Annotated in this window: 23 protein-coding genes and 1 riboswitch; of the genes, 7 read left to right on the forward strand and 16 right to left on the reverse strand. The window is 48.6% G+C overall.

From position 1 onward, the window contains the following. Positions 1-89: 89 nt before the first annotated feature. Together yjcZ and FHT67_RS29025 are read right to left on the reverse strand one after the other, a co-directional pair. Positions 90-212: a sporulation protein YjcZ gene (yjcZ, locus tag FHT67_RS29020; RefSeq protein ID WP_015842688.1), complete on the reverse strand. Its 123-nt coding sequence runs from the start codon at positions 210-212 to the stop codon at positions 90-92. Positions 213-361: 149 nt separating this feature from the next. Beyond that, a complete protein-coding gene (locus FHT67_RS29025; RefSeq protein ID WP_132313215.1) occupies positions 362-841 on the reverse strand; it encodes a GAF domain-containing protein in 480 nt (159 codons plus the stop codon). A gap of 108 nt (positions 842-949) precedes the next feature. Between FHT67_RS29025 and FHT67_RS29030 the strand changes: the two genes are divergently transcribed. Together FHT67_RS29030 and FHT67_RS29035 are read left to right on the forward strand one after the other, a co-directional pair. Next, positions 950-1,444 carry a CAP domain-containing protein gene (locus FHT67_RS29030; protein ID WP_167202086.1) on the forward strand — a complete coding sequence of 165 codons (495 nt, stop codon included), beginning with the start codon at positions 950-952 and terminating at the stop codon, positions 1,442-1,444. 142 nt (positions 1,445-1,586) lie between these two features. Further along, positions 1,587-2,849, forward strand: coding sequence for an alkaline phosphatase (locus tag FHT67_RS29035; protein ID WP_132313211.1), 1,263 nt, complete (start codon positions 1,587-1,589; stop codon positions 2,847-2,849). 90 nt (positions 2,850-2,939) lie between these two features. Here the strand turns inward: FHT67_RS29035 and FHT67_RS29040 are convergent, their stop codons facing one another. The 3 genes from FHT67_RS29040 to FHT67_RS29050 form a co-directional block, all read right to left on the reverse strand. Next, positions 2,940-3,662, reverse strand: a complete 723-nt coding sequence (locus FHT67_RS29040) for an amino acid ABC transporter ATP-binding protein (RefSeq protein WP_132313209.1) — start codon at positions 3,660-3,662, stop codon at positions 2,940-2,942. Further along, positions 3,655-4,326 (reverse strand): amino acid ABC transporter permease, encoded by a 672-nt coding sequence (locus tag FHT67_RS29045; RefSeq protein WP_132313207.1) that lies wholly within the window; start codon positions 4,324-4,326, stop codon positions 3,655-3,657. The genes FHT67_RS29040 and FHT67_RS29045 overlap by 8 nt, the downstream gene beginning before the upstream one ends. 81 nt (positions 4,327-4,407) lie before the next feature. Beyond that, the gene (locus FHT67_RS29050; protein ID WP_167202087.1) at positions 4,408-5,268 is read right to left on the reverse strand and encodes an ABC transporter substrate-binding protein; all 861 of its coding nucleotides are present in this window, start codon (positions 5,266-5,268) and stop codon (positions 4,408-4,410) included. Positions 5,269-5,474: 206 nt separating this feature from the next. Here FHT67_RS29050 and FHT67_RS29055 point away from each other — a divergent pair, with 206 nt between their 5' ends. Then, on the forward strand, positions 5,475-5,810 hold the full coding sequence (locus FHT67_RS29055; RefSeq protein WP_208403701.1) for a hypothetical protein: 336 nt from the start codon (positions 5,475-5,477) through the stop codon (positions 5,808-5,810). A gap of 71 nt (positions 5,811-5,881) precedes the next feature. On the opposite strand, the gene FHT67_RS29060 is transcribed toward FHT67_RS29055, so the two are convergent. Both FHT67_RS29060 and FHT67_RS29065 read right to left on the reverse strand, forming a co-directional pair. Continuing rightward, positions 5,882-7,156 carry a nucleobase:cation symporter-2 family protein gene (locus FHT67_RS29060; RefSeq protein ID WP_167202088.1) on the reverse strand — a complete coding sequence of 425 codons (1,275 nt, stop codon included), beginning with the start codon at positions 7,154-7,156 and terminating at the stop codon, positions 5,882-5,884. Between the two features lie 3 nt (positions 7,157-7,159). After that, positions 7,160-7,768, reverse strand: coding sequence for a xanthine phosphoribosyltransferase (locus FHT67_RS29065; protein WP_132313199.1), 609 nt, complete (start codon positions 7,766-7,768; stop codon positions 7,160-7,162). 140 nt (positions 7,769-7,908) lie between these two features. Further along, a riboswitch (purine riboswitch) is annotated at positions 7,909-8,012 on the reverse strand. Positions 8,013-8,105: 93 nt separating this feature from the next. Between FHT67_RS29065 and FHT67_RS29070 the strand changes: the two genes are divergently transcribed. After that, the gene (locus tag FHT67_RS29070; RefSeq protein ID WP_167202089.1) at positions 8,106-8,633 is read left to right on the forward strand and encodes a DinB family protein; all 528 of its coding nucleotides are present in this window, start codon (positions 8,106-8,108) and stop codon (positions 8,631-8,633) included. 102 nt (positions 8,634-8,735) lie between these two features. On the opposite strand, the gene groL is transcribed toward FHT67_RS29070, so the two are convergent. The 5 genes from groL to FHT67_RS29095 all read right to left on the reverse strand — a co-directional run bounded on the left by groL (position 8,736) and on the right by FHT67_RS29095 (position 14,035). Then, positions 8,736-10,364, reverse strand: a complete 1,629-nt coding sequence (gene groL / locus FHT67_RS29075; RefSeq protein WP_132313195.1) for a chaperonin GroEL — start codon at positions 10,362-10,364, stop codon at positions 8,736-8,738. 66 nt (positions 10,365-10,430) lie between these two features. After that, positions 10,431-10,712: a co-chaperone GroES gene (gene groES / locus FHT67_RS29080; RefSeq protein ID WP_132313193.1), complete on the reverse strand. Its 282-nt coding sequence runs from the start codon at positions 10,710-10,712 to the stop codon at positions 10,431-10,433. Between the two features lie 219 nt (positions 10,713-10,931). Then, positions 10,932-11,522, reverse strand: coding sequence for a TetR family transcriptional regulator (locus tag FHT67_RS29085; RefSeq protein ID WP_167202090.1), 591 nt, complete (start codon positions 11,520-11,522; stop codon positions 10,932-10,934). 34 nt (positions 11,523-11,556) lie between these two features. After that, positions 11,557-12,723 carry a YhgE/Pip domain-containing protein gene (locus tag FHT67_RS29090; RefSeq protein WP_481856742.1) on the reverse strand — a complete coding sequence of 389 codons (1,167 nt, stop codon included), beginning with the start codon at positions 12,721-12,723 and terminating at the stop codon, positions 11,557-11,559. 286 nt (positions 12,724-13,009) lie between these two features. Continuing rightward, positions 13,010-14,035 (reverse strand): aminoglycoside phosphotransferase family protein, encoded by a 1,026-nt coding sequence (locus tag FHT67_RS29095; RefSeq protein ID WP_167202092.1) that lies wholly within the window; start codon positions 14,033-14,035, stop codon positions 13,010-13,012. A 236-nt stretch (positions 14,036-14,271) separates the two neighbouring features. Between FHT67_RS29095 and FHT67_RS29100 the strand changes: the two genes are divergently transcribed. The 3 genes from FHT67_RS29100 (at position 14,272) to FHT67_RS29110 (ending at position 17,622) form a co-directional block, all read left to right on the forward strand. Continuing rightward, the gene (locus tag FHT67_RS29100) at positions 14,272-15,411 is read left to right on the forward strand and encodes a winged helix-turn-helix domain-containing protein (protein WP_167202093.1); all 1,140 of its coding nucleotides are present in this window, start codon (positions 14,272-14,274) and stop codon (positions 15,409-15,411) included. Positions 15,412-15,477: 66 nt separating this feature from the next. Further along, entirely contained in the window at positions 15,478-16,719 is a 1,242-nt protein-coding gene (locus FHT67_RS29105) for an MFS transporter (protein WP_167202094.1), read from the forward strand. A 501-nt stretch (positions 16,720-17,220) separates the two neighbouring features. After that, on the forward strand, positions 17,221-17,622 hold the full coding sequence (locus tag FHT67_RS29110; RefSeq protein ID WP_167202095.1) for a hypothetical protein: 402 nt from the start codon (positions 17,221-17,223) through the stop codon (positions 17,620-17,622). Between the two features lie 50 nt (positions 17,623-17,672). Here the strand turns inward: FHT67_RS29110 and FHT67_RS30260 are convergent, their stop codons facing one another. The 4 genes from FHT67_RS30260 to FHT67_RS29130 all read right to left on the reverse strand — a co-directional run bounded on the left by FHT67_RS30260 (position 17,673) and on the right by FHT67_RS29130 (position 20,293). Beyond that, positions 17,673-18,059, reverse strand: a complete 387-nt coding sequence (locus FHT67_RS30260; RefSeq protein WP_347880139.1) for an NUDIX domain-containing protein — start codon at positions 18,057-18,059, stop codon at positions 17,673-17,675. 155 nt (positions 18,060-18,214) lie between these two features. Beyond that, positions 18,215-18,664 carry a histidine phosphatase family protein gene (locus tag FHT67_RS30740; RefSeq protein ID WP_167202098.1) on the reverse strand — a complete coding sequence of 150 codons (450 nt, stop codon included), beginning with the start codon at positions 18,662-18,664 and terminating at the stop codon, positions 18,215-18,217. 469 nt (positions 18,665-19,133) lie between these two features. Beyond that, positions 19,134-19,787 (reverse strand): DEAD/DEAH box helicase family protein, encoded by a 654-nt coding sequence (locus tag FHT67_RS29125; RefSeq protein ID WP_167202096.1) that lies wholly within the window; start codon positions 19,785-19,787, stop codon positions 19,134-19,136. Between the two features lie 143 nt (positions 19,788-19,930). After that, positions 19,931-20,293 (reverse strand): hypothetical protein, encoded by a 363-nt coding sequence (locus FHT67_RS29130; protein ID WP_167202097.1) that lies wholly within the window; start codon positions 20,291-20,293, stop codon positions 19,931-19,933. Positions 20,294-20,876 lie beyond the last annotated feature (583 nt).

Genomic DNA, 20,876 nt, shown 5'->3' on the forward strand with positions numbered 1-20,876 from the left:
GGCCGCCTGCAACCATGCCCCGCCGCAGCGGAAAGAAGACTGCCCGCGCCATGGGATGGCGCGGGCAGCCTTCTTTTATTTAATCGACATTAAAGCCATACGGATCTGATGATGATGACCAACAGAATGAAGAGGACAAGAATGAATCCGAAAGCACTGCCGCCGCCATATCCGCAACCGGCACCTGCAACAGGACCTACTCCGTAGCTCATTTGTTCATCTCCTTTAACTAATGTACAGTATCCTATGTTTAAAAACCCAAACGGTATAGGCATTCATCAAAATTGTGCGTTTGCTGAATTTTAACGAATGATGCACATTGCCAAGAAAACTGAGCATGTACCCCTTTTTTAGCAGGATATTATAGATACTCTCCTAAGCGCTCGCAAAAAATAGTCAAATACTTAAGATCCGTTTCGTCAAAGCGGCCAAACGACGGACTGTCGATATCCAGCACGCCGATCATCTGTCCGCCGCCGTATAGCGGAATAACGAGTTCGGAGTTGGAAGCACTGTCGCAGGCAATATGCCCCGGGAACTGATGGACGTCTTCCACCAGAACGGCTTCCTTGCGCGCCACGGCCGTGCCGCATACTCCCTTGCCAACCGCGATACGCGTGCAGGCCGGCTTCCCCTGGAATGGCCCGAGGACAAGCGCATCTCCTTCCAGCAAGTAAAAGCCCACCCAATTAATATCGTCCAGGAACTGCTGAAGAAGCGCCGAGGCATTCGCCAGATTGGCGATCCGGCTGCTCTCGTCCTCCACCAAGCCCGTTAATTGCTTGATAAGCAGCGAATAGTTTTCTTCTCTTGTGCCCGTATACAAGCTTGCGTTAAACATTTTATATCACTCCTACTCTATCAACCTGACCAACCATCCAAACCAGACTTGATCGTATGAATAGAATATCATATTCCGGCAGCACGAGCGATTAGGGGGATAATTTGGGTGACGAAGAAGAAAACCGCAACAAGGAAAAAATCTAGCGCAACGAAGAAAACGAACACGGAAAGCAAAAGCGCAAAAACCGATCTGCTCTATCCTTTGCAGGAAAACTTTGAGGACGAAGTGTTTGCCCTGGTCAATCAAGCAAGGGAGGCGGCCGGCCTGCAGGCGCTCACCAGACTGGAAGTGCTTTTCGAGGCGGCGGAAGCCAAAGCGCAGGATATGAGAGACAACCATTATTTCGATCATCTTTCTCCCACATACGGCACTCCCGGGCAAATGCTGGCGCAATTTGGCGTGGAATGGACCGCTTACGGGGAAAACATAGCCGCAGGTCAGCGGACGGCGGACGCCGTCATGGAAGCCTGGATGAATAGTCCGGGGCATCGGGCTAATATTTTGTCTCCTAAATTCACGCATCTGGGAATCGGTTATGCACCCGGGACAACGGACAGCCGCTACCGGGCTTATTGGGTGCAGGAGTTTATAAGACTATAGTTCCGATTTTTCGCCAAAATCCAACTTTACTCCTATTTTTGTTACTAATTTACAAAACCTTCACCTCTCCTATACATTCTCCTAATAGAGGCTCGTTAAGATGCAATTGAATACGAGCGATCAATTAGGAGGAGATACAAGTATGAAAGGCAAAGTTTTGAAAACGGCACTCCTTGGCACAGCAGCAGCCGCACTTGTTGTTACCGGTTATACAGGTATTCAGAGCAGCAATCAGGTTAACGCTGCTAACCAAAAAGCAAAAAACGTTGTACTCTTCGTTGGCGACGGCATGGGCACCGCGCAGCGTGATGCCATCCGGCTGGCTACAGTTGGCGAAAGCGGACAGCTGGCTATGGATTCGATGCCTTACGTCGGCCTCATTCATACAAGCTCCACAACGGCCATTACGGATTCCGCCGCTTCCGCAACCGCATACGCGAGCGGCGTAAAAACGTACAACGGCGCAATCGGCGTGGACGCAAACAAAAAAAGCGTAAAAACGATCATGGAGTACGCGAAGGATAAAGGCATGTCTACCGGCCTTGTTACAACAAGCCAAATTACGGACGCAACGCCTGCGGCTTTCGCTTCCCATGTAGAGGACCGCTCCAAGCAAAGCGATATCGCCCTGCAATATTTGACGAAGTCGAAGGTTGACGTGCTGCTTGGCGGCGGCGAAGACTTCTGGTATCCTGCAGGCAACAAGGGCGCTTTCGATGATGAGACGGCGGCCGATCCTTCCGAGAAAAGCAAAGGAACGCAAGGCGACCTGGTGAAAAAAGCGAAGTCGCTTGGTTATACGTACGTAACGAACAAAACGGACATGACAAAAGCGAAGGGCAAGCTGCTTGGTCTGTTTGCCAACGAAGAAATGTTCCAGCAAAAGCCGGAAGGCCAAGGCGATGTCTACAACCCGATCGTGCCGCTTGCCGACATGACGAAAAAGGCGCTGGATACTCTGTCAACAAATAAAAAAGGCTTTTTCCTTATGGTCGAAGAGGAAGCAACGGACGAAATGGCTCACAACAACAACGCGAAGCTCACGATCAAAGCCGGTCAAGAGCTCGACAAATCGGTTAAAGTAGCGAAGGACTTTGCGAAGCAGCATCCGGATACGCTGGTGCTCGTTCTCGCCGACCACGAAACAGGCGGCTTCTCGGTTGAAGAGGTAGACGATTCCGACGAGTCTACGGACGGCAAGACCATCTCCGGCGAAGACGGTCCGTTCGCAATCGCGAACTCTAAATTGAACTTTGTCGTAGACTGGACAACTTCCGGCCATACGGGCGTTGACGTTCCGGTTACGGCAACAGGCGCAGGGTCGGAGCTGTTCACGGGCATTTTCGAGAATACCTCCATTTTCAACAAGCTGGCTCAGGCTTTGAATATTACGATCAAGAAGTAAACCCCGCTTGAACAATCCCCGTTAGGCAAAAAAGAGACTTCGTTTGGCTGATGCGCCATCCGAGGTCTCTTTCTGTATTTCTTATAATCCTTATAGCACTTTGCTGAGGAATTCTTTCGTTCTTGGATGCTGCGGATTCGCGAAAACTTCCCGCGGAGGTCCCTGCTCGACAATCTGGCCGCCGTCGATAAACAACAAGCGGTCCCCGACCTCGCGCGCAAAGCCCATCTCGTGGGTGACGATGATCATCGTCATGCCTTCCTTCGCGAGCGACTTCATGACATCCAGCACCTCGCCGACCATCTCGGGATCGAGTGCCGACGTAGGCTCGTCGAACAGCATCACATGCGGGCGCATCGCAAGCGCTCGCGCAATCGCTACGCGCTGCTTCTGGCCGCCGGACAAGCGGTTCGGGTACGTGTCGCGCTTTTCCTCAAGGCCAACGCGGCGCAGGAGCTCAAGACCGATTTTGTCCGCTTCCGCCTTTGCGACGTTCTGCACCTTGGTTGGAGCAAGCGTAATATTTTGCAGCACCGTCTTGTGCGGGAACAGGTTAAACTGCTGGAACACCATGCCCATGCTTTGACGAAGCTCGTTGATATTGGTGTTGCGGTCCGTTAGACGTTTGCCTTCGTATTCGATTACGCCGTCCGTAGGCGTCTCGAGCAGGTTCAGGCATCTGAGGAAGGTGCTTTTGCCGGAGCCGCTTGGTCCGATGACGACAACAACCTCGCCTTTCGCGATCTCCGCGTCAATGCCGTTCAGAATATTCGCTTTGCCGAAAGATTTCTTAAGTCCGGTTACTTTAATCACTTGTTTTCAACCTCCGTTCGCCAATGCCAAGCAGCTTGGACAACGTAAAGATCAAGACGAAATAGATCAGCGCCGAAACAAGCATCGGCTCAATGGAAATATAGGTCGCGCCCCTAATCGCATTGGCCTGGTAAGTCAATTCGGCGTACCCGATAACGGACAGCACCGACGACTCCTTCACTACAACGACAAACTCGTTTCCAAGCGCGGGCAATACGTTTTTGAAGGCTTGAGGAAGAATGATTTGACGCATCGCCAAGCCCTTCGACATCCCCAGAGAACGGGCGGCCTCCATTTGCCCTTTGTCCACCGCCTGAATCCCCGCGCGCATAATCTCGGCAATATAAGCCCCGCTGTTGACGGTAAGAGTCAGATAAGCGGCCGTAAAGATTCCGATATCGAAGCCAAGGAAGATCGGAAGCCCGTAATAGAACAAGAACAGCTGAACGAGAAGCGGTGTTCCGCGTATGATTTCAACATATACCGTTCCGATGAAACGAAGCAGCCACAATCCCGACAAGCGCAGAAGGGACACGAGAGTGCCAAGCACAAGACCGCTAAGCACGGCGAGCAGCGATACCTCTAACGTCTTTTTAATGCCGATCCAGTAGTACGAACCGTAGTCGTTTAGAAAAGAAAAATCCCAATGATACGCTAATTCCATGATGTCTACCCTGCCTTTTGTATTCGCGCAAGCGTAAACGTATGCGGCTTCCCTCTAAGGGAGCCGCATACGTTTCGCGGTTTATTGTTCCGAGATTTGCGTCATTTCCGATACCCATTGATCGATCTTCTTGTCCGCGGTCAGATGATCAAGCGTTTTTTGAATCTCAGCCAGAAGGTCTTTTTCGCCTTTGTTAACCGCTACCGCGGAACCGCCGGACTCGTATTCAGGGGAAATGCTTGTCAACGCGAGATCCGAGTTTACGTTGGCATAGCCTTGCGCAACCGGAAGCTCGACAATCAGAGCATCAACCTTTTTCGATTTCAGCTCAAGTACCAAATCCGTTGTTTTGCCCAAGGATTTCAGCTTCGCGCCTTTGATGCCTTGAGCGATTTTCTCTTGCGTCGAGCCCATTTGAACGCCGATCGCTTTACCTTCAAGGTCAGCCATCGTCGTGAATTTGTCTTTATCCTCCGCACGCACAAGTACGCCTTGCTTTGCTTCGTAATAAATCTTGGAGAAGTCTACCGCCTTCGAGCGTTCCTCATCCGGCGTCATGCCCGCGATAACGAAGTCGATCTTGCCCAGCTTCAGCTCCGCAAGCAGGTTGCCGAAGTCCATATCTTTAATCTCCAGATCAACGCCGAGGTCCTTGGCAACTTCCTTTGCGATTTCAATGTCGAAGCCTACGATTTGATCCTTGCCTTCAACATTCTTGTGGAACTCGTACGGCGCGTATTCGGCGCTTGTGCCCAGAACGATTTTGCCCGCTTTCTTAATGTCGGCCAGCTTGCCTGTAGCCGCTGCGGCACCGTTATCCGCGGATGCAGCCGGGCTTTCGTTAGAGGAAGAATTATTCGCGTTGTTTTTACCGCCGCATGCTGCCAGCGTCATTACAACGACTAAAGTCAAAATAAAAACTAAGCTTTTTTTAAACGTCATGTCATTCAGCTCCTGATGTCTAATCATTAGAAAACCAGTTGATTATAATTCATTATCGCGTATAAAGATACAGGTTTTTTCTCCCATAATTTTCAGATTTACTAAGTCGTCAGCCCTACTATGGAAGCATTCCCAAATAACCTCATCCTCACTCGAGAGCACGAGTAATAGAAGCCAATATACGGCATACTCCTTTTTATAGTAGAATGAGGCGTGCTTCCCAATACGATAATGAGGTGCTTGCCATGTCCATCAGTTTCACGTCGTCGATCATCAGCCGGTTAAAACGAGATATAGCGGAAATAGAGCGGCAGATTGTTCAAGATAAAAGTAAAATCGCTAAAATAAACGCCAAAATCAAACAGCTGCAAACGGATAAACCGGAAGGCTCCTCGCCGGCGGACCAGAGTAAAATGACCCAAATCAAAAAGCTCAGCGCTCAAGCCGTGCAATTGGCGGAATCGCAAACGGGTCTGGCCAAACAATTGTCCGTAAAAAACGCCGAGCTTCGGCTTCAACTGGCTAAGGAAAAAGGAATCTGAGACGATTTACTGAAGCAAAAAAGGATGTAACCCCTATCCGGTTACATCCCCATAAACAACCCGCATGAAACCTAAGCTTCTTCCGGGCTATTCTTGCCGGATAATAATAAATTCATCAAAATTGCCGTAAGCGAGCCGGTTACGATCCCGTTCTGCAGAAGCATCTTCGCAAAATCCGGCAGCTGGTCGAAGACTTGAGGGACCGCAGAGGATCCGAGACCAACGGCGATGCTGCATGCAACGATAAGCAAATTCCGCTCCTCGCGCAAATTGACTTCCGACAAGATCGAAATGCCGGATGCCGCAACGGAGCCGAACATCACTATCATTGCTCCGCCAAGCACCGCGTTCGGGATAACCGTTGTAATCGCGGCAAGCTTCGGGATCAGGCCAAGCACAACCATAATGCCGCCGGCCGCAAATATCACGTCGCGGGTCTTTACGCGGGTCAACGTGATCAGACCGACATTTTGCGAAAAGGCCGTATAAGGAAACGCGTTGAATAATCCGCCAAGCATAATGGCCGCGCCTTCCGAGCGGAGACCGTTAATGATTTGCTTTTGCTCCACCTTCTGATCCGTCGCTCTTCCGACAGCCAGGTAAACGCCCGTGGATTCCACCATACTGACAATATTGACGATAATCATCGTGAACACGGCAGTCAGGCTGAATTGCGGCGTGCCGAAGTAGAACGGCTGAACCATGTTGAACCAGGAAGCATCGTTTACCGGCGCAAAGCTGACGATTCCCATCGCATACCCGGCGATCGTGCCAACGGCAAGTCCAATCAACACGGAAATGGAGCGCAAGAAGCCTTTGGCGAAACGGTTAACGAGCAAAATCACGATAAGCGTGCCAAGCGCCAGCAACAGATTGCGCGGCAATCCGAAGTCATCGCTGCCCTGCCCGCCGGCAACGTTATTCATGGCCACCGGTATCAGCGAAAGTCCAATGATTGTAACGACCGAACCGGTAACGATAACCGGGAAGAACTTCAACAGCTTCCCGTATAGCGGTGCTGCCAATACAACGAATAAGCCTGATAAAATGATGGCCCCGTAAGCCGTAGCCAGATTCGAGGCAGACGCAACCGCTATGATCGGGCCAACGGCCGTGAACGTGCAGCCGAGAATAACCGGCAGTCTGCTGCCGAAATATTTGGTGCCCAGCACCTGCAGAATCGTTGCAAGACCGCAAGTGAACAGGTCCGCCGCAATCAGGTAAGCCATCTGTGCTGGAGTCAAGTGGAGCTGACCCCCAACGATTATCGGAACTACAACGGCGCCCGCGTACATCGCCAAGACATGCTGAAATCCTAATGTAAATGCCCTCTGTTTGCCCAGCATCTCTTATACCGTCTCCTTTACGAGCTTTTTGCTTATCGCAGGTTCCTCGAAATATATTTCCCCCGGCGCCATTCTGGAGATGGTTGCAAGCGACTCGACGCTGACATTCATTTGCTCCAGCAATCCCCTGCCCTCTTGAAATCCTTTTTCAATCACGCAGCCAACGCCGGCGAGCTCGGCACCGGATTCTCTCACGATCTCAACTAAGCCAACAAGGGCTGCGCCCGTCGCGAGAAAATCGTCTACGATAAGGACCTTGTCGCCGGGTCCCAAATAATTTTTAGAAACCGTCACCTGATACGTTTCTTGCTTGGTAAAGGAATGAACGGACGCCGAATAGACCTGCTCCGACTGCGTAACCGCCTTTTTCTTCTTGGCGTATACAAACGGAACCTTAAGCGCAATGCCCGCAGCCATCGCAAATTGAATGCCGCTCGCTTCGATCGTGAGCACCTTCGTAATGGTCTTATCCGCAAACCGGGCGACCAATTCCTTGCCAATCTCCAGAGCAAGCTCCGTGTCTACCTGATGGTTCAAGAAGGAATCCACCTTCAGCACCGTATCGGACAATATTAATCCTTCTTTGCGTATGCGATCTTCCAGCAGTTTCATCTTTTTCGCTCCTCTAGTTGATAAAAAAAGGGACAAGCCTATAATTGGCCTGTCCCTACGTTAAACGAATTCGTGCACGCTGAACTACATTCTTCCACTTTCCCACTACTTCCGGTACAGAGAAGCATAGCAAAGCTAAATGTAAAAAAGCGATCACTCATAGTCGGATAGTTGCAATGGTTATCCGGTAGAAACTTATGGGCCGTATTCCCATGATTATATGAGTCTTTTTAAAAATGCATTTCTAATCATACTAGGAAAGAAGCCTGGATTACAAGTGGTATTTTTTTATGATTGGCTATTACGACAGAACGGTTTCTAGGAGAGGAGTAATCAAATGAATTTTAATCTCACGGAAGCGATCGAAGTATTGGAACGCACGCCCCAAACCTTACAGCTTTTTTTATCCGGTTTGTCTGATGGCTGGCTGGCATCCAGCGAAGGCGAAGGGACTTGGAATGCGCGGGAGGTCATTGACCATCTGATTGAGGGAGAGAAAAGCAATTGGATTCCGCGCCTCGAATTTATCCTTGCCGAAGGCGAACAAGCGCCGTTTCCCTCCTTTAACCGTTTCGCCCATTTGAAGCCTACCTCCCCCCGGTCAATTGAACAGTCTTTACTTGAATTTATTGAAATCCGGACCCTTAATATCGCGAGACTCGAGGAGCTCGTAAAGGATGAATCCAGTCTTGAGAAGACCGGTTCCCATCCTGCATTCGGCGTCGTAAAGGTACGGGAGTTAATTGCTACTTGGGCCGTACACGACATGACGCATATCGCCCAAGTCGTCAGGGTTATGGCAAACCGTTATGTCGGGGACGTGGGACCGTGGCATGAATACTTGGGGATTCTGAATAGGAAATAATGCGGAATATAATAAAGAGAGGCTGCAAACGCGCTGTAACAGCTCGTTTGCAGCCTCTCTTGTTAGATGACTGATTTCCGAATTGGACGTTCTGTCCAATTCTTACATCATGCCGCCCATACCGCCCATGCCGCCCATATCAGGCATAGCCGGTTTGTCTTTCTCAGGCTTGTCGGCAACAACCGCTTCGGTAGTCAGGAACATAGCCGCTACGGAAGCTGCGTTTTGCAGAGCGGAACGAGTTACTTTCGCAGGGTCAACGATACCCGCTTCGAACATGTTTACCCATTCGCCGGTTGCGGCATTGTAGCCAACGCCAACTTTTTCGTTTTTCAGACGCTCAACGATAACGGAACCTTCTTGACCAGCGTTCGCAGCGATTGTGCGAAGCGGCTCTTCGAGGGAGCGCAATACAATGTTAACGCCAGTTTGCTCGTCGCCAGCCGTTTGAACAGCTGCAACCGCTTTGTATACGTTGATCAGAGCTGTACCGCCGCCGGATACGATACCTTCTTCAACCGCCGCGCGAGTCGAGTTCAGGGCATCTTCGATGCGGAGCTTGCGCTCTTTCAGTTCGGTTTCGGTTGCCGCGCCGACTTTGATAACCGCTACGCCGCCAGCCAGTTTAGCCAGACGCTCCTGCAGCTTCTCGCGGTCGAACTCGGAAGTTGTTTCTTCCAGTTGCACGCGGATTTGGTTAACGCGAGCTTGAATATCTTCAGGGTTGCCGCTGCCGTCCACGATGATCGTGTTTTCTTTCGTAATGCGGATTTGGCGAGCGGAACCGAGTTGGTCCACAGTAGCCGATTTCAGCTCAAGGCCGAGTTCTTCCGTTACTACTTGCGCGCCAGTCAGTGCAGCGATATCAGCCAGCATCGCTTTGCGGCGGTCGCCGAAGCCCGGAGCTTTAACGCCTACGCAAGTGAATGTGCCGCGCAGTTTATTCAGGACGAGCGTAGCTTGCGCTTCGCCTTCGATATCTTCAGCGATGATCAGGAGCTGTTTGCCGGATTGAACAACTTTCTCGAGAACCGGCAGGATCTCTTGAATGTTGGAGATCTTCTTGTCCGTGATCAGAATGTATGGATTGTCGAGGACAGCTTCCATTTTATCTGTATCTGTAATCATGTAAGGGGAAACGTAACCGCGGTCGAATTGCATGCCTTCAACCACTTCAAGCTCGGTTACGAAGCCTTTGGATTCTTCTACTGTGATAACGCCGTCGTTGCCCACTTTTTCCATCGCTTCAGCGATCAGTTGGCCAACTTCGTCGTCAGCGGCGGAGATCGATGCCACTTGCGCGATCGATTGTTTGCCTTCGATTGGCTTAGCGATAGCTTTCAGCTCTTCAACCGCAGCTTTAACCGCTTTTTCGATGCCTTTGCGGATAACCATAGGGTTAGCGCCGGCCGTAACGTTTTTCAGGCCTTCGCGGATCATCGCTTGAGCCAGAACGGTTGCCGTAGTCGTACCGTCGCCGGCAACGTCGTTTGTCTTCGTCGCTACTTCTTTAACCAGTTGAGCGCCCATGTTCTCGAATGCGTCTTCCAGCTCGATTTCTTTCGCGATGGAAACGCCGTCGTTCGTGATGAGCGGGCTGCCGAATTTCTTCTCCAGCACCACGTTGCGGCCTTTAGGACCAAGCGTTACTTTAACCGCGTTTGCAAGTTGATCAACACCGCGCAGCATTGCGCGGCGAGCGTCTTCGCTAAATTTAATTTCTTTTGCCATTACCAGTTACCTCCCAAAAAGTATAATAAGTATCTTCCGTCTTGCCCTCTATGTTAGAAAACGGGCTTATCCAAAGATCGCGTGAATGTCGCTTTCCTTCATAATCAAATACTCTTTGCCTTCGTATTTGATTTCTGTTCCCGCATATTTCGAGAAAAGGACGCGGTCGCCAACTTGAACTTCAAGCGCAACGCGAACGCCGTCTTTCAGCGTGCCGCTGCCAACTGCCACCACTTTGCCTTCTTGCGGCTTTTCTTTAGCCGTATCCGGCAGAACGATGCCGCTTGCAGTCGTTTCTTCTTTTGCGATCGGTTCGATCAATACGCGTTCACCTAAAGGTCTGATCATTGAAAATAGCCTCCTTAAAAAATTTGTCGCTTATTGTTTTAAATTAGCACTCGTAAGCTTTAAGTGCTAACAACCATTTTTATCATACTCATTTTCGGGTCTGATTTCAAGTGTCTTGAATCATTTTTGCAGTTATTTAACAACTGAGCGAAGGCACCTTCACCATTATAGCCCTAGCTAAAAGACGGCATACGCGAATGATGCGCATGCCGTCTTCATTTACGGCTTGACTTGCAAGCCGCCTAAAATAAAATGAGTCATCTCTTCTATCGTGTATTCCAGCGTGTAAGGCCCCTCGCGGCGGATAACCTGCCAATACTCGGAGTTGCGGTTAAACAATAATACGCCCGCAATAGAGTACAGAGTAAGATCAACCGAATTGAACCGGAACACGCCTTGCTCGCGGCCCGCCTCCAGCCACTGCCGCAGCGCTTGCCACAGCGGCATGACGTAATAGCGGATCTTGTCGATACGGGAGGTGTTCAGCAGGATTTCATGCTGGATGATTTGAACCAGCTCCGGATCGCTGTAACGGAACTTGGTTACCTCCGAGATTACCAGCTTGACGCCCTCAAGCGGAGGAAGGCTTTTGTCCACTTTGACAAATTGGTGACTAGGAAAATAGGCATCGAACAAAGCCGCGAACATATTCTCTTTCCCGCCAAAATAATACGAAATGAGAGCGACGTTAGCCCCGCCCGCTTCCTCGCAAATTTGCCTTACCGTCGTCCCGTCAAAGCCCTGGCTGGCAAACAGCTTCTTTGCCGCAAGCAGGATGCGGGACTTCACATCGCTCTCATTCGTTGTCATTGTCTTATCCTCCAAGCCTATCTATTAGAACGATTTATTTGGCCGCAACCGCTGCCTCATGCTTTCGGACGGCGCTGCGTTTCAGCCCAGTCGCTGCAGCGCTCACCGCTACGGCTACCGCCGTAATCAGGAAGAGAACCGCTACCTCATGGCCTACGCCGGGTCCGCCAAACAGTAAGTTCATGTTTCCTTCCACCGCATACGTTGCGGGAAGAACGGAACCAAGCCCGGTATAGAAATCCGATAACAGCTCCCGAGGCACAATCGTACCCGAAGATACCAGCTGCGCCGACAGAAGCATAATGTTAAACAGCATGCCTGCCATCCCGAACAGGTAGAGAAACATTTGCGATACGAACATAAAGGTGAGCAGGAACAGCATTTCAAACAACCATAGATGGAAAAAGCCCTGCTCGATTTGTCCGCCAAGCGATAACAGCAATGTCGAGCCTACTAATGATACAACAGCTGCTGCCGCAATATTAATGATACTCCTCGCGCCAAATCTTCTCCAGCGGCTTACCCCGGCCGATACGGCCATCGCCGACTGCTCGAGGTTCATGCCCATAATCATGGCACCGACATAAGAAGCAAGCACCATCATCATCGGCACCATCTGATTGTTCATGCCATGTATGGCGTTAGTCGACTGAATATCCGCCGTTACGCGCTCAGCCAAACTTTGCGCAGCCGTTGCAGCTTGTTCCTCCGGAATCTTTGCAGCCTCTCCAAGCCTTGTCTTAACGCCGGCAGCTACTGCCTGCTTGTTGACCTCGGCCGTAACCTGCTCGGCTACCCCGCCCATCATACTTTTAATTAAAGCAGGATTCGACTCATTAATCCAATACTGAATGTTCGCGTGCCCGCCTGGAGACGCCGCCTTCTGCGTAAAATCCTCCGGCATATAAATAATCATCTGAAGCTTCCGGTCATCCAGCTGCTGCTTGGCAGCGTCCAAATCATCCAGCCGGGACATCCGGAAAGGCAACTCTTTCAACAGATTTGCCGCTACCTGCTCTCCAAGCTGCTTATCTTTATTGACAACCGCAATATGCAGCTGATCGGCACGGTCCGTTACCCCGTCGTAGCCCGTCATCCAAATCAAAGAGAATATGATCTGGAACATCAGTGCCGTAATAATCCCGATCCATGTGGTCGGGCGCTTCATAAATGCCTGCAATGCTTGTTTCAATCTCTCCACTCCCTCTATCTATCTCTCGTTTTAAACATATGTTTAAAACAACTGTTTAATACATTATCAAGCAATTCTTCCCTTGTCAATGATGGCAAACAAATTCACCAGAGTCGGCGGTTCAGAAGTACAACGACAAGAAAATCACCTCATTAGCGACATGAAAATCCCGATTAAGTTATGAACCAGGCATTCAACTGCCCATAGTAGAGCAACGTCAGCAAGCAGCCTGGCATTATTGACCGGCTGCTGCACTGTTCCTATTAAACTAAAATTCCCAATTAATTTAGGCTATTTAACCAGATGTGACGATTAAGGGTATGGTCTTCATTTCATAGATTTTTTGGAGAGTTTGGACATGCTTCCTCTTCTCGTCATCAGCCTCATTGTGGAGATACCCCTCCACAAGCCTGTACCCGAATACAAGAAGGATTATCTCGTACACACAATGATCGGCGATTCGGGATACATCCGCATACTCCGAAAAGCCTTTGTAATACGCAGGGATGCATCGCTGATAGTGTTCGACCATGTGATCGATATCCGGTTCATCCACGATCAGGCTTGCGAGATCCTCGCCCAGATAGCCCCATCCGCTGGTATCCCAATCAATGAGCGCGATATTCCCATCAGCATAGATAAGGTTGGTTACCCAGAAGTCCCTGTGACATAGAACGAGGGGCAATTTTTCAATACGGTCGAATATTTCGTCTGCTTGCTCATCGATTTCGATGAGCATTTGCCGTACGTGCAACAACAATTCGCAGTCCTCCGATCGTATATAATCGTAGACGACCGGCCATGATCTGTAATGCAAATACGTATTCTTCATAAAATCCACATGACTCAGGTTGGTCAAGCTCTGCAGCACGGCGGGTTGCTGCGCATACAGCTTTCCTTGAAAGCGCCCTAACTCCCTAGCGGCCTTTTCATACATGTCACTGGTTAAGTCTAATCCGGTTACACCATCGATGTATTCCAGCCACAACTGGTATTCATTAACTTCGGAATTGAACTCGGCATGATAGCATGTCGGCCAGCGGAGGGCTTCCGAGAAAGTCGCCCCCAAGTCAGACGAATACAGATCATATTCCCGACGCCATGAACCCGGATCACCATAACGCTCCCATTTCTTTTGGATCTTCAGTACAATACGGTACGGCAATATTTCACCTTCTGCGGTTTCGGCGGTCCCCGATACCAGGTACACATTTCCCACGGTCCCGCCCTGTAGAGGCATAGTTTGGCAGTCGGCCGTGATGATATCCTTCTTAAACCGTCGGTTTAAGGCATAAATCAGCTGTTCAAGTTTAATGTTCATTAATTCCTCCATCTTCTTCTTTGCCGATGAGGCAGCGCGTATTATCCTGGGCATAATCTTTATCATGTTGCGCGGCATAGATACCCATCTACGAAAACAACAGCCGATTTACCAACTGCCCGTAACCTATCATCTGCAAAGGATGGAAGACGCTTGCTTGCTTTCTCCGACCCGCCATGCCATCATCAAGAAAAGAACTATTGGCAAGCGTACAGTGAAAGGGCAGGGAGTTTGGCATGATTCATTTCAATTCGGATACCTATCAAGTCGCATATGCGGGAGAACGCGTGAATCTCTTGCCCAAGGAGTTCGCGCTCTTTCGCTTTCTATACGAGCATGCTGGACGCTCGTTCACCCGGGAGGCCTTGCTTGATGCCGTATGGCCGATGGAAGCCCCGACCGACCGGACCGTGGACGACCACATTTACCGCGTTCGGAGAAAATTGGCCGGCTGGAACCACCTGCTCCGCGTGGAAACCGTCCGGGGCAAGGGCTACAAGCTCGTGCGCCGCGCTCACGAGTCGAACGATAATCCGCTAAGCTACGACGAACAGTTCGCGATGGACATGAAGCGTTTGTTCTCCAGGTATCACAGCCTTGGCATGGGAGCGGCCATGCAGTTGTTATCGGAGAACCGTGAAGTTTTAAGCTTGCCCGGCGACCCTTACAATGACGCCTATCTGCGTTTTATTCGCGGCGATTTCGAATGGCTCCTGACAACGGACAGCGTTTCCCTCTGGCAGAAGCTGACGTATGCCGTGTATATCCACTCCATCATTCAACCGGAGCCTGCAGCTACGCTCCCTTATATCGTAAAGCTTCTTGCCAAAGACAAAGCCAACACATTGGCATGGCGGTATGACTTGCAGCTAAGCCTCGTTCTCCTCTATACGGAAGCCGGCAAGCCGGATAATGCGCGGAAGGTTCTCAAAGCGATCCGGCAGGAGATTGAAGCGCTCGACTCCCCTAGCTTCAAGGCGCTCTTTCTGCTGAAGGAAACGTATCTGGCGATATGGACGGGGAAGCTTGAGACTGCGGACGCCAAGCTGCGCGAATGCGACGAGCTGCTGCTGCGTTATCCAATCAAGCGCGAGCGGGGAGCTTATCTCGTGGCCATGGCACTGCTCCTGTACCGGCAAAGCAACATTCCCGCCGCGAGACTTGCGCTGGATGAAGGGTTGGAGACGCTCCGCCATACGGAGTTCCTCCCCCATCTGCTATTTAGCTTAAGTATAATGCTGCGATTTCTGTCCATCCATGAATGCGATGAAACGTATCGGCTAGCCTATCAACGGCAGTGGGACCAGCTTGCTGTCCGTTACCGCTTTGAAGAGCTGCTGCCTCAAACGGAGCAGTTGCTTATAAAGCATCTCTGATCATTCTCTGACATTCCCCTGCTACGATTGGAATCATAACGATTTCATTCACGGGGGTTGCATCCAATGTTAAGAAAAAACCGATCGTTCTCCAAAATGTTCGCCGCCTACGGCCTCTCGGCTTTCGGCGATTATTTCGACTTTATGGCAGTCACGATTCTTCTCGGCTTCATCTGGAAGGAGGACGCGATGACGATCGCGCTGCTGCCTCTGTGTTTTGCCGTGCCCGGCATTGCATTCAGCCAGTTGGCAGGTATTTTGGCGGATCGTTGGAACAAACGGAATCTGATGATCGCCACCGATCTCCTGCGCTCCGGATTAACCGTCATTCTCATCTTCGCCCCAAACGCGGGAGTTCTGCTCGGCTTGATCGCAATCCGATCGACCGCCCGCGTCTTCCACTTTCCCGCACAACAATCGATGACGCGGACCGTTGTTGCACCGGATCAACTCTTGCAGGCGACCTCTCTTAACGGCGCCGTCTTCCAGCTGTCCAAAATATTCGGGCCTTTGCTTGGCGCCTCCGCGGCGTCTGTATTCTCCCCCTCTTTCAGCATGGCGGTGAACGCGGGCTGCTACGTCGTGTCCGCCTTCTTGCTCCTGCTTGTCCCCGCCGTCGATGGGCGCGTACCGGTCACAGCATCCGCAACCAGGGAGAAGAAGGGCCTGCGGGGCGAATGGCGTGATGGATGGCGCCTTCTCTGGCGCAGCCGCACCTTGCGCATGAGTATTCTCTTCAGCTTAATCGGGCTGGCCGGCATCCAAATGATTGATGCCCAATTCGCCATCCTCTTCCGCGAGATTGCCCCGGAACAACCCGATTTAATGGGCTGGCTCGTAACCGCGATCGGTGCTGGTGGACTCGTAAGTGTTACTTGGCTTCGCCGGTACCAAGAGCTTACGGCATATGGACGGCTGCTCGGTGGGGGCGTGGCGCTGATCGGCCTGATGTTCGCGGCTGCAGGCGTTTTCCGGCAAGACAGTCCACTGTGGCTTATGCTGCTGGTATTCTTCATCGGAGGGATCGGAACCGGCTTTACCTCCTCGGGCATGAACTACATACTGCAAAAAGAAACGCCACCCGATGCCGTAGGCCGCGTCAGCGGCATATTTGAATCCTTAAGTAGCGTCATCTTTGTCATCGCTCCGCTCAGCGGCGGCGCGCTGATTGGTCTAATGGGCGCGAGCCGCACGTTCTTGTTCGTCGGGCTCTCGGTTGGGATAATCGGTTTCGTCGGAATTGTGCTGCGTTGGCAGCTGTGGGGAAGGACGGATACCCGGAGGCAGGAGGTTTCGCGCAACGCTTAAATTTATTTTAATAAAGCCAGTTACAAAACTAACCTCCCACTACTTCAACAACAAACCGGCAGTGGTTCTCTGATCTGCTGCCGGTTTGTTGTGTTAAACTAACGTTCTTCCGCTAATGAAGATTAGGCTGTCACACTTTATTTTAGTGACTCTTTTGTCGTTAGTGCAGTATAAAGGGATATTCACGTCTTAAAACAAACGACAAGAAAATACGTACAAATGAAAAAGAACCTTGTTAATATCAAGGTTCTAAATCGGGAATATTATGTCGTTAAACTTCTTCTCCCGATTAAATTTTAGGCCGTCAAGAAACGTCTGAAGCCGGTCATTAATGACGGGCTGGCTGCTTCACTCATTAAGCTATCGTTCTCCGTTAGTTGAAAACACAAATGATAAAAATATCCAGTACAAAAGCAATACAATGCATGCTAAATTGAATGGTGTTAGATGAGGTAATGAATTACCCCGTCTGAGAAATGGGCTAATTGAAGGGGCAAAAAGGTGACTAAAGACAATTTTGACTACTATACAGACAAGGAATTCGAATGGACAGGGATACTGGAATATTACCAATCCCCCAACTTCATACATAAGAAGGGAACCATATTTAATATCGAAGTAAAGATTGATAAACCGCTTGATGAAATTGATTCTAACATGGTTTTCTCTTTAGCTTCTTCTTGGACTTGGGGAGAAGATAGAAGAATTAAAGCATTTAAACTTAAAGAACATCAAATCGGCGGTACGCGAATTTTTCTCGAATTCCTTACTATACGTAAGAGTCAGAGATACGACGAAATTAAGTACTTCCTCTTTAGTCTAGGGTCGTTTTTAGACCTGTGTGAATATAGAATCGAGGCAATTAAGGTTAATGAAGTCTTAGAAAAGACAGCTGCTGAGTGATTTTTGCAGCTGTCTTTTACTATCGTTTAAGTTTCAACTATCGTTCCCCGTTAGCTTAAAGATCTGTAGTCATATGAGCTTCTACTAACGGGGATTGTCTTCGTACGAAACCAATTGGCCGCTTGCTGGACCAACGGTGATGAATTTATCGGTGTAACATCATCGATTAAAATCCAGTCATAACCATTAGAGTCTTGTCCTTCGAATTGAACCACAGGACCCCCAATTTTTCTAGCTACAATAATAACTTCATACAAAATCGCAATATGATGCACACACTCATTAGTGTTATCCTGAAGCGTCCATAACACAGAAAAATCACAAACACCAATATTGTTGAGTTCTTTGACTTTGAAACCTGTTTCTTCGTTAAACTCCCTTTTTAAGCCCTGCTCTAAAGACTCCGATCCTTCTAGTCGCCCCCAGGCAAGTCCAATTGGCCGGCATAAGGGCCTATACTTTTTCGTATAACTAGAATTTTTTCATTAACTATACATATTCCGTAAACACCTATGTGGCGATAAAACTTTTCCTCCATTGAATTTAATCCCCCTATTTTCGTCGCAGGTGTGTATCAAGCTATCGTATCCCGTTACTTTAATAATGACAAATGAGCGGAGTCATTAAAAATCTCCAAAACATTCTGATTAAAAGCGTTCCTAGTCAAGATAGAAATACTAGCTGGAGATGCTGAAAAGTATGCATTCTCTAGCATCTGTTCGGAAAATTGGAGCCACCAAGCCGTTATATAAGCTAAGGTACCACCATGGGTAATTATTAGTAAATTCTTCTCATTCGTTTTACATAGTAACTCTAAGCAGTTACAAACCCTTCCATAAAACTGTCTCCAAGTTTCGCCATTTTGAAATTCTTGATAGTCCAAATCAAAACTACTATCGACTCTCGGATTTCTATTAGCTCTCGCCCATTCTTTAGTTTTACCTGCCGCGTCACCTGTGTTGATTTCCCGAAGCTCTTTATTTATATTTACTTCAAGTCCTTTTGTTGTCCATGTGTATCGGTAACAAACAAGGCCTTGCAGGAGTCCTCACGGCTGGCTAGATACTTCTTTAGCCATACTTTGCACTCTATAGTAAAGTAAACTTCTCGCTGCTTCGATCCCTTGCCATTAACGATCGCTGAGCAATTCTCCCAGTTCAGATCCTCGATATAACCGATTATAAGCGCAATAAAAATAAGAAGTTCCATTTCTTTTTCCGAATCTCCTTTTTAACTTCAGTGACACTGGTCACTCAAAAAAAGGCTCATCTTATTCTATTTATCGAAAAAATAAGCTACTAATATGACCAATAAAAATAATAAGATTATCAGTGCAATGCGTTGTCTCATTTTATGGCCCTTTCAGTTTCACCTTATTCTTAATAGCTGTTTAGACGTAATTAATTTCCATTTGTTGCGCTATCCCTTTCGTTTAATAAAAACAGGGAGCAGCTGCGCCGGCAGTCTGCTCCCTAGATAGTTCAACTAATGTTCCCCGATAGCGTAACGGCTCATCTGAACTGATCAGCTTTATTTCGAGATAGCCAATACACCATAAAATCAAACAACTCGATTGAGTAAGTATGCTTATTTTGGGTACTCGGAATCGATGTAATGATTTCCCCAATATTTCTATCAACGCTCACGGAATCTATAAAATGGACTAGACCGGGAACCTCTTTATTAAGCGCTTCGAAGTAATGTTTTTGTGGCTTAATGAACTGTAAATTCATATCAAAGCCCCCTCGTTTCCTCGAAGAATCCGATTCTTTCCGTTTAATTAGTTCATCCTCACTGCAGCTGAGTAGATAATATCTGTCAGGGAATCCGATTTTTTGGTCTAGAATCAGATTCCGATAGTAATCGGCTATAAACTCTAACGACTGATTATCAAATAAAGTAAAATCATACGCCCAGTTATACCAAAAGGGTTGAAATAAATCGATGTCTATAACAACAAATGAGTGCTTATTCCTGTTTTCCAAGGCTATTCTCCATCGATCTGCCTGACGTTCAAACCACCATTCTCTATATTCAGGGTTAGGTCGTTCTTTCCACCAGGTATTAATTTCAGGGATATGAAAAGCCCCATGAATGGCAGCCAGTTCAGAGGATGTGCTTGTTTTTCCTACAGCACTAGCACCTTCGATACTTATAATGGTCATACCTTCTCCTCCATAATTTGTTGCGGTAACCTCTTTTACTCCATAAAAAACGGCAGCGGATCTCTAATCTGCAGCCGTATTATGCATGCTTTGAAACTAATGTTCTCCGTTAGTGCAACCCCTTAAGAATTATCAATATCTATCTAAAACCAGTCAGGATGCTCACCTCTTGTTATAACACCATCCATAGGGAACACCATATCTATAAATTCCCCTGTATATGCATCAAGATCAACAGCAACGCCATCAATATTAATGGTCCAGGTTCTATCTCTAGTTAATTGATTCCAGAATGTATCTTCATTTAACCAACTACTTTCAGCACCGTTTTTCGTGTTATATGTTAAATCCATGTTACGGTTTACTGCATCAAGGTACATTATTGCTTTGGATAGGGCTTGATCTTCCGGAAGAAGAGGCTTTTGAATTTGATACAATCCAATAACCAGAGTAACCATTATAAGCAACAAGATAATCAAAACCCCAATTTTCTTACCGGCACGCACTACATTCCCCCCTCATGTTAGTTATCACCTTGTATTGAAACTATAGTTCCTCGATAGCAACTGTCGCGGCTTGTTCATCACTTCATAATACCACATATTGGAACTGTCCTCCCTCTATGAAGAATCACTTTTCTCTTAAATTCTCATGTTTCCTTAGATTTTGAACGTTTTTCTTTCATACCAGACAATCATTAGATGGAACAAGGTTGTAGAAGATGTAAAATATGGGGCGGAGAAAGCGCAAAAATATATCCACCCAGACCACTCGTTTTAAAAAGTGGACATTCTGGAGATATATGGTCGCACCTTTGGATCTCCACTTAGGCTCATGGCGGTCAACCCTCCCATGTCTCACAGAGTCTTCGCTCCCACATTCCTTCATTCAACCTGTCCATGAGGTGGAGGTCGGATATGCTGCCCGACAGGATCTTCGTCCGTATGATAGTTCTGTTCCGACTCATCCGTGCTTCAATTGTCTGTATTCCGTACTAATGTTCTACTAAGAAAGCATAGAATCTAAGCTGCTAACGACAATGTTGTAAACTGGGGGATATCCTGTAACATCGTTTCTTCACTAAACCAA

Source organism: Paenibacillus sp. BK720 (assembly GCF_011761545.1).
Taxonomy (GTDB): Bacteria; Bacillota; Bacilli; order Paenibacillales; family Paenibacillaceae; genus Pristimantibacillus.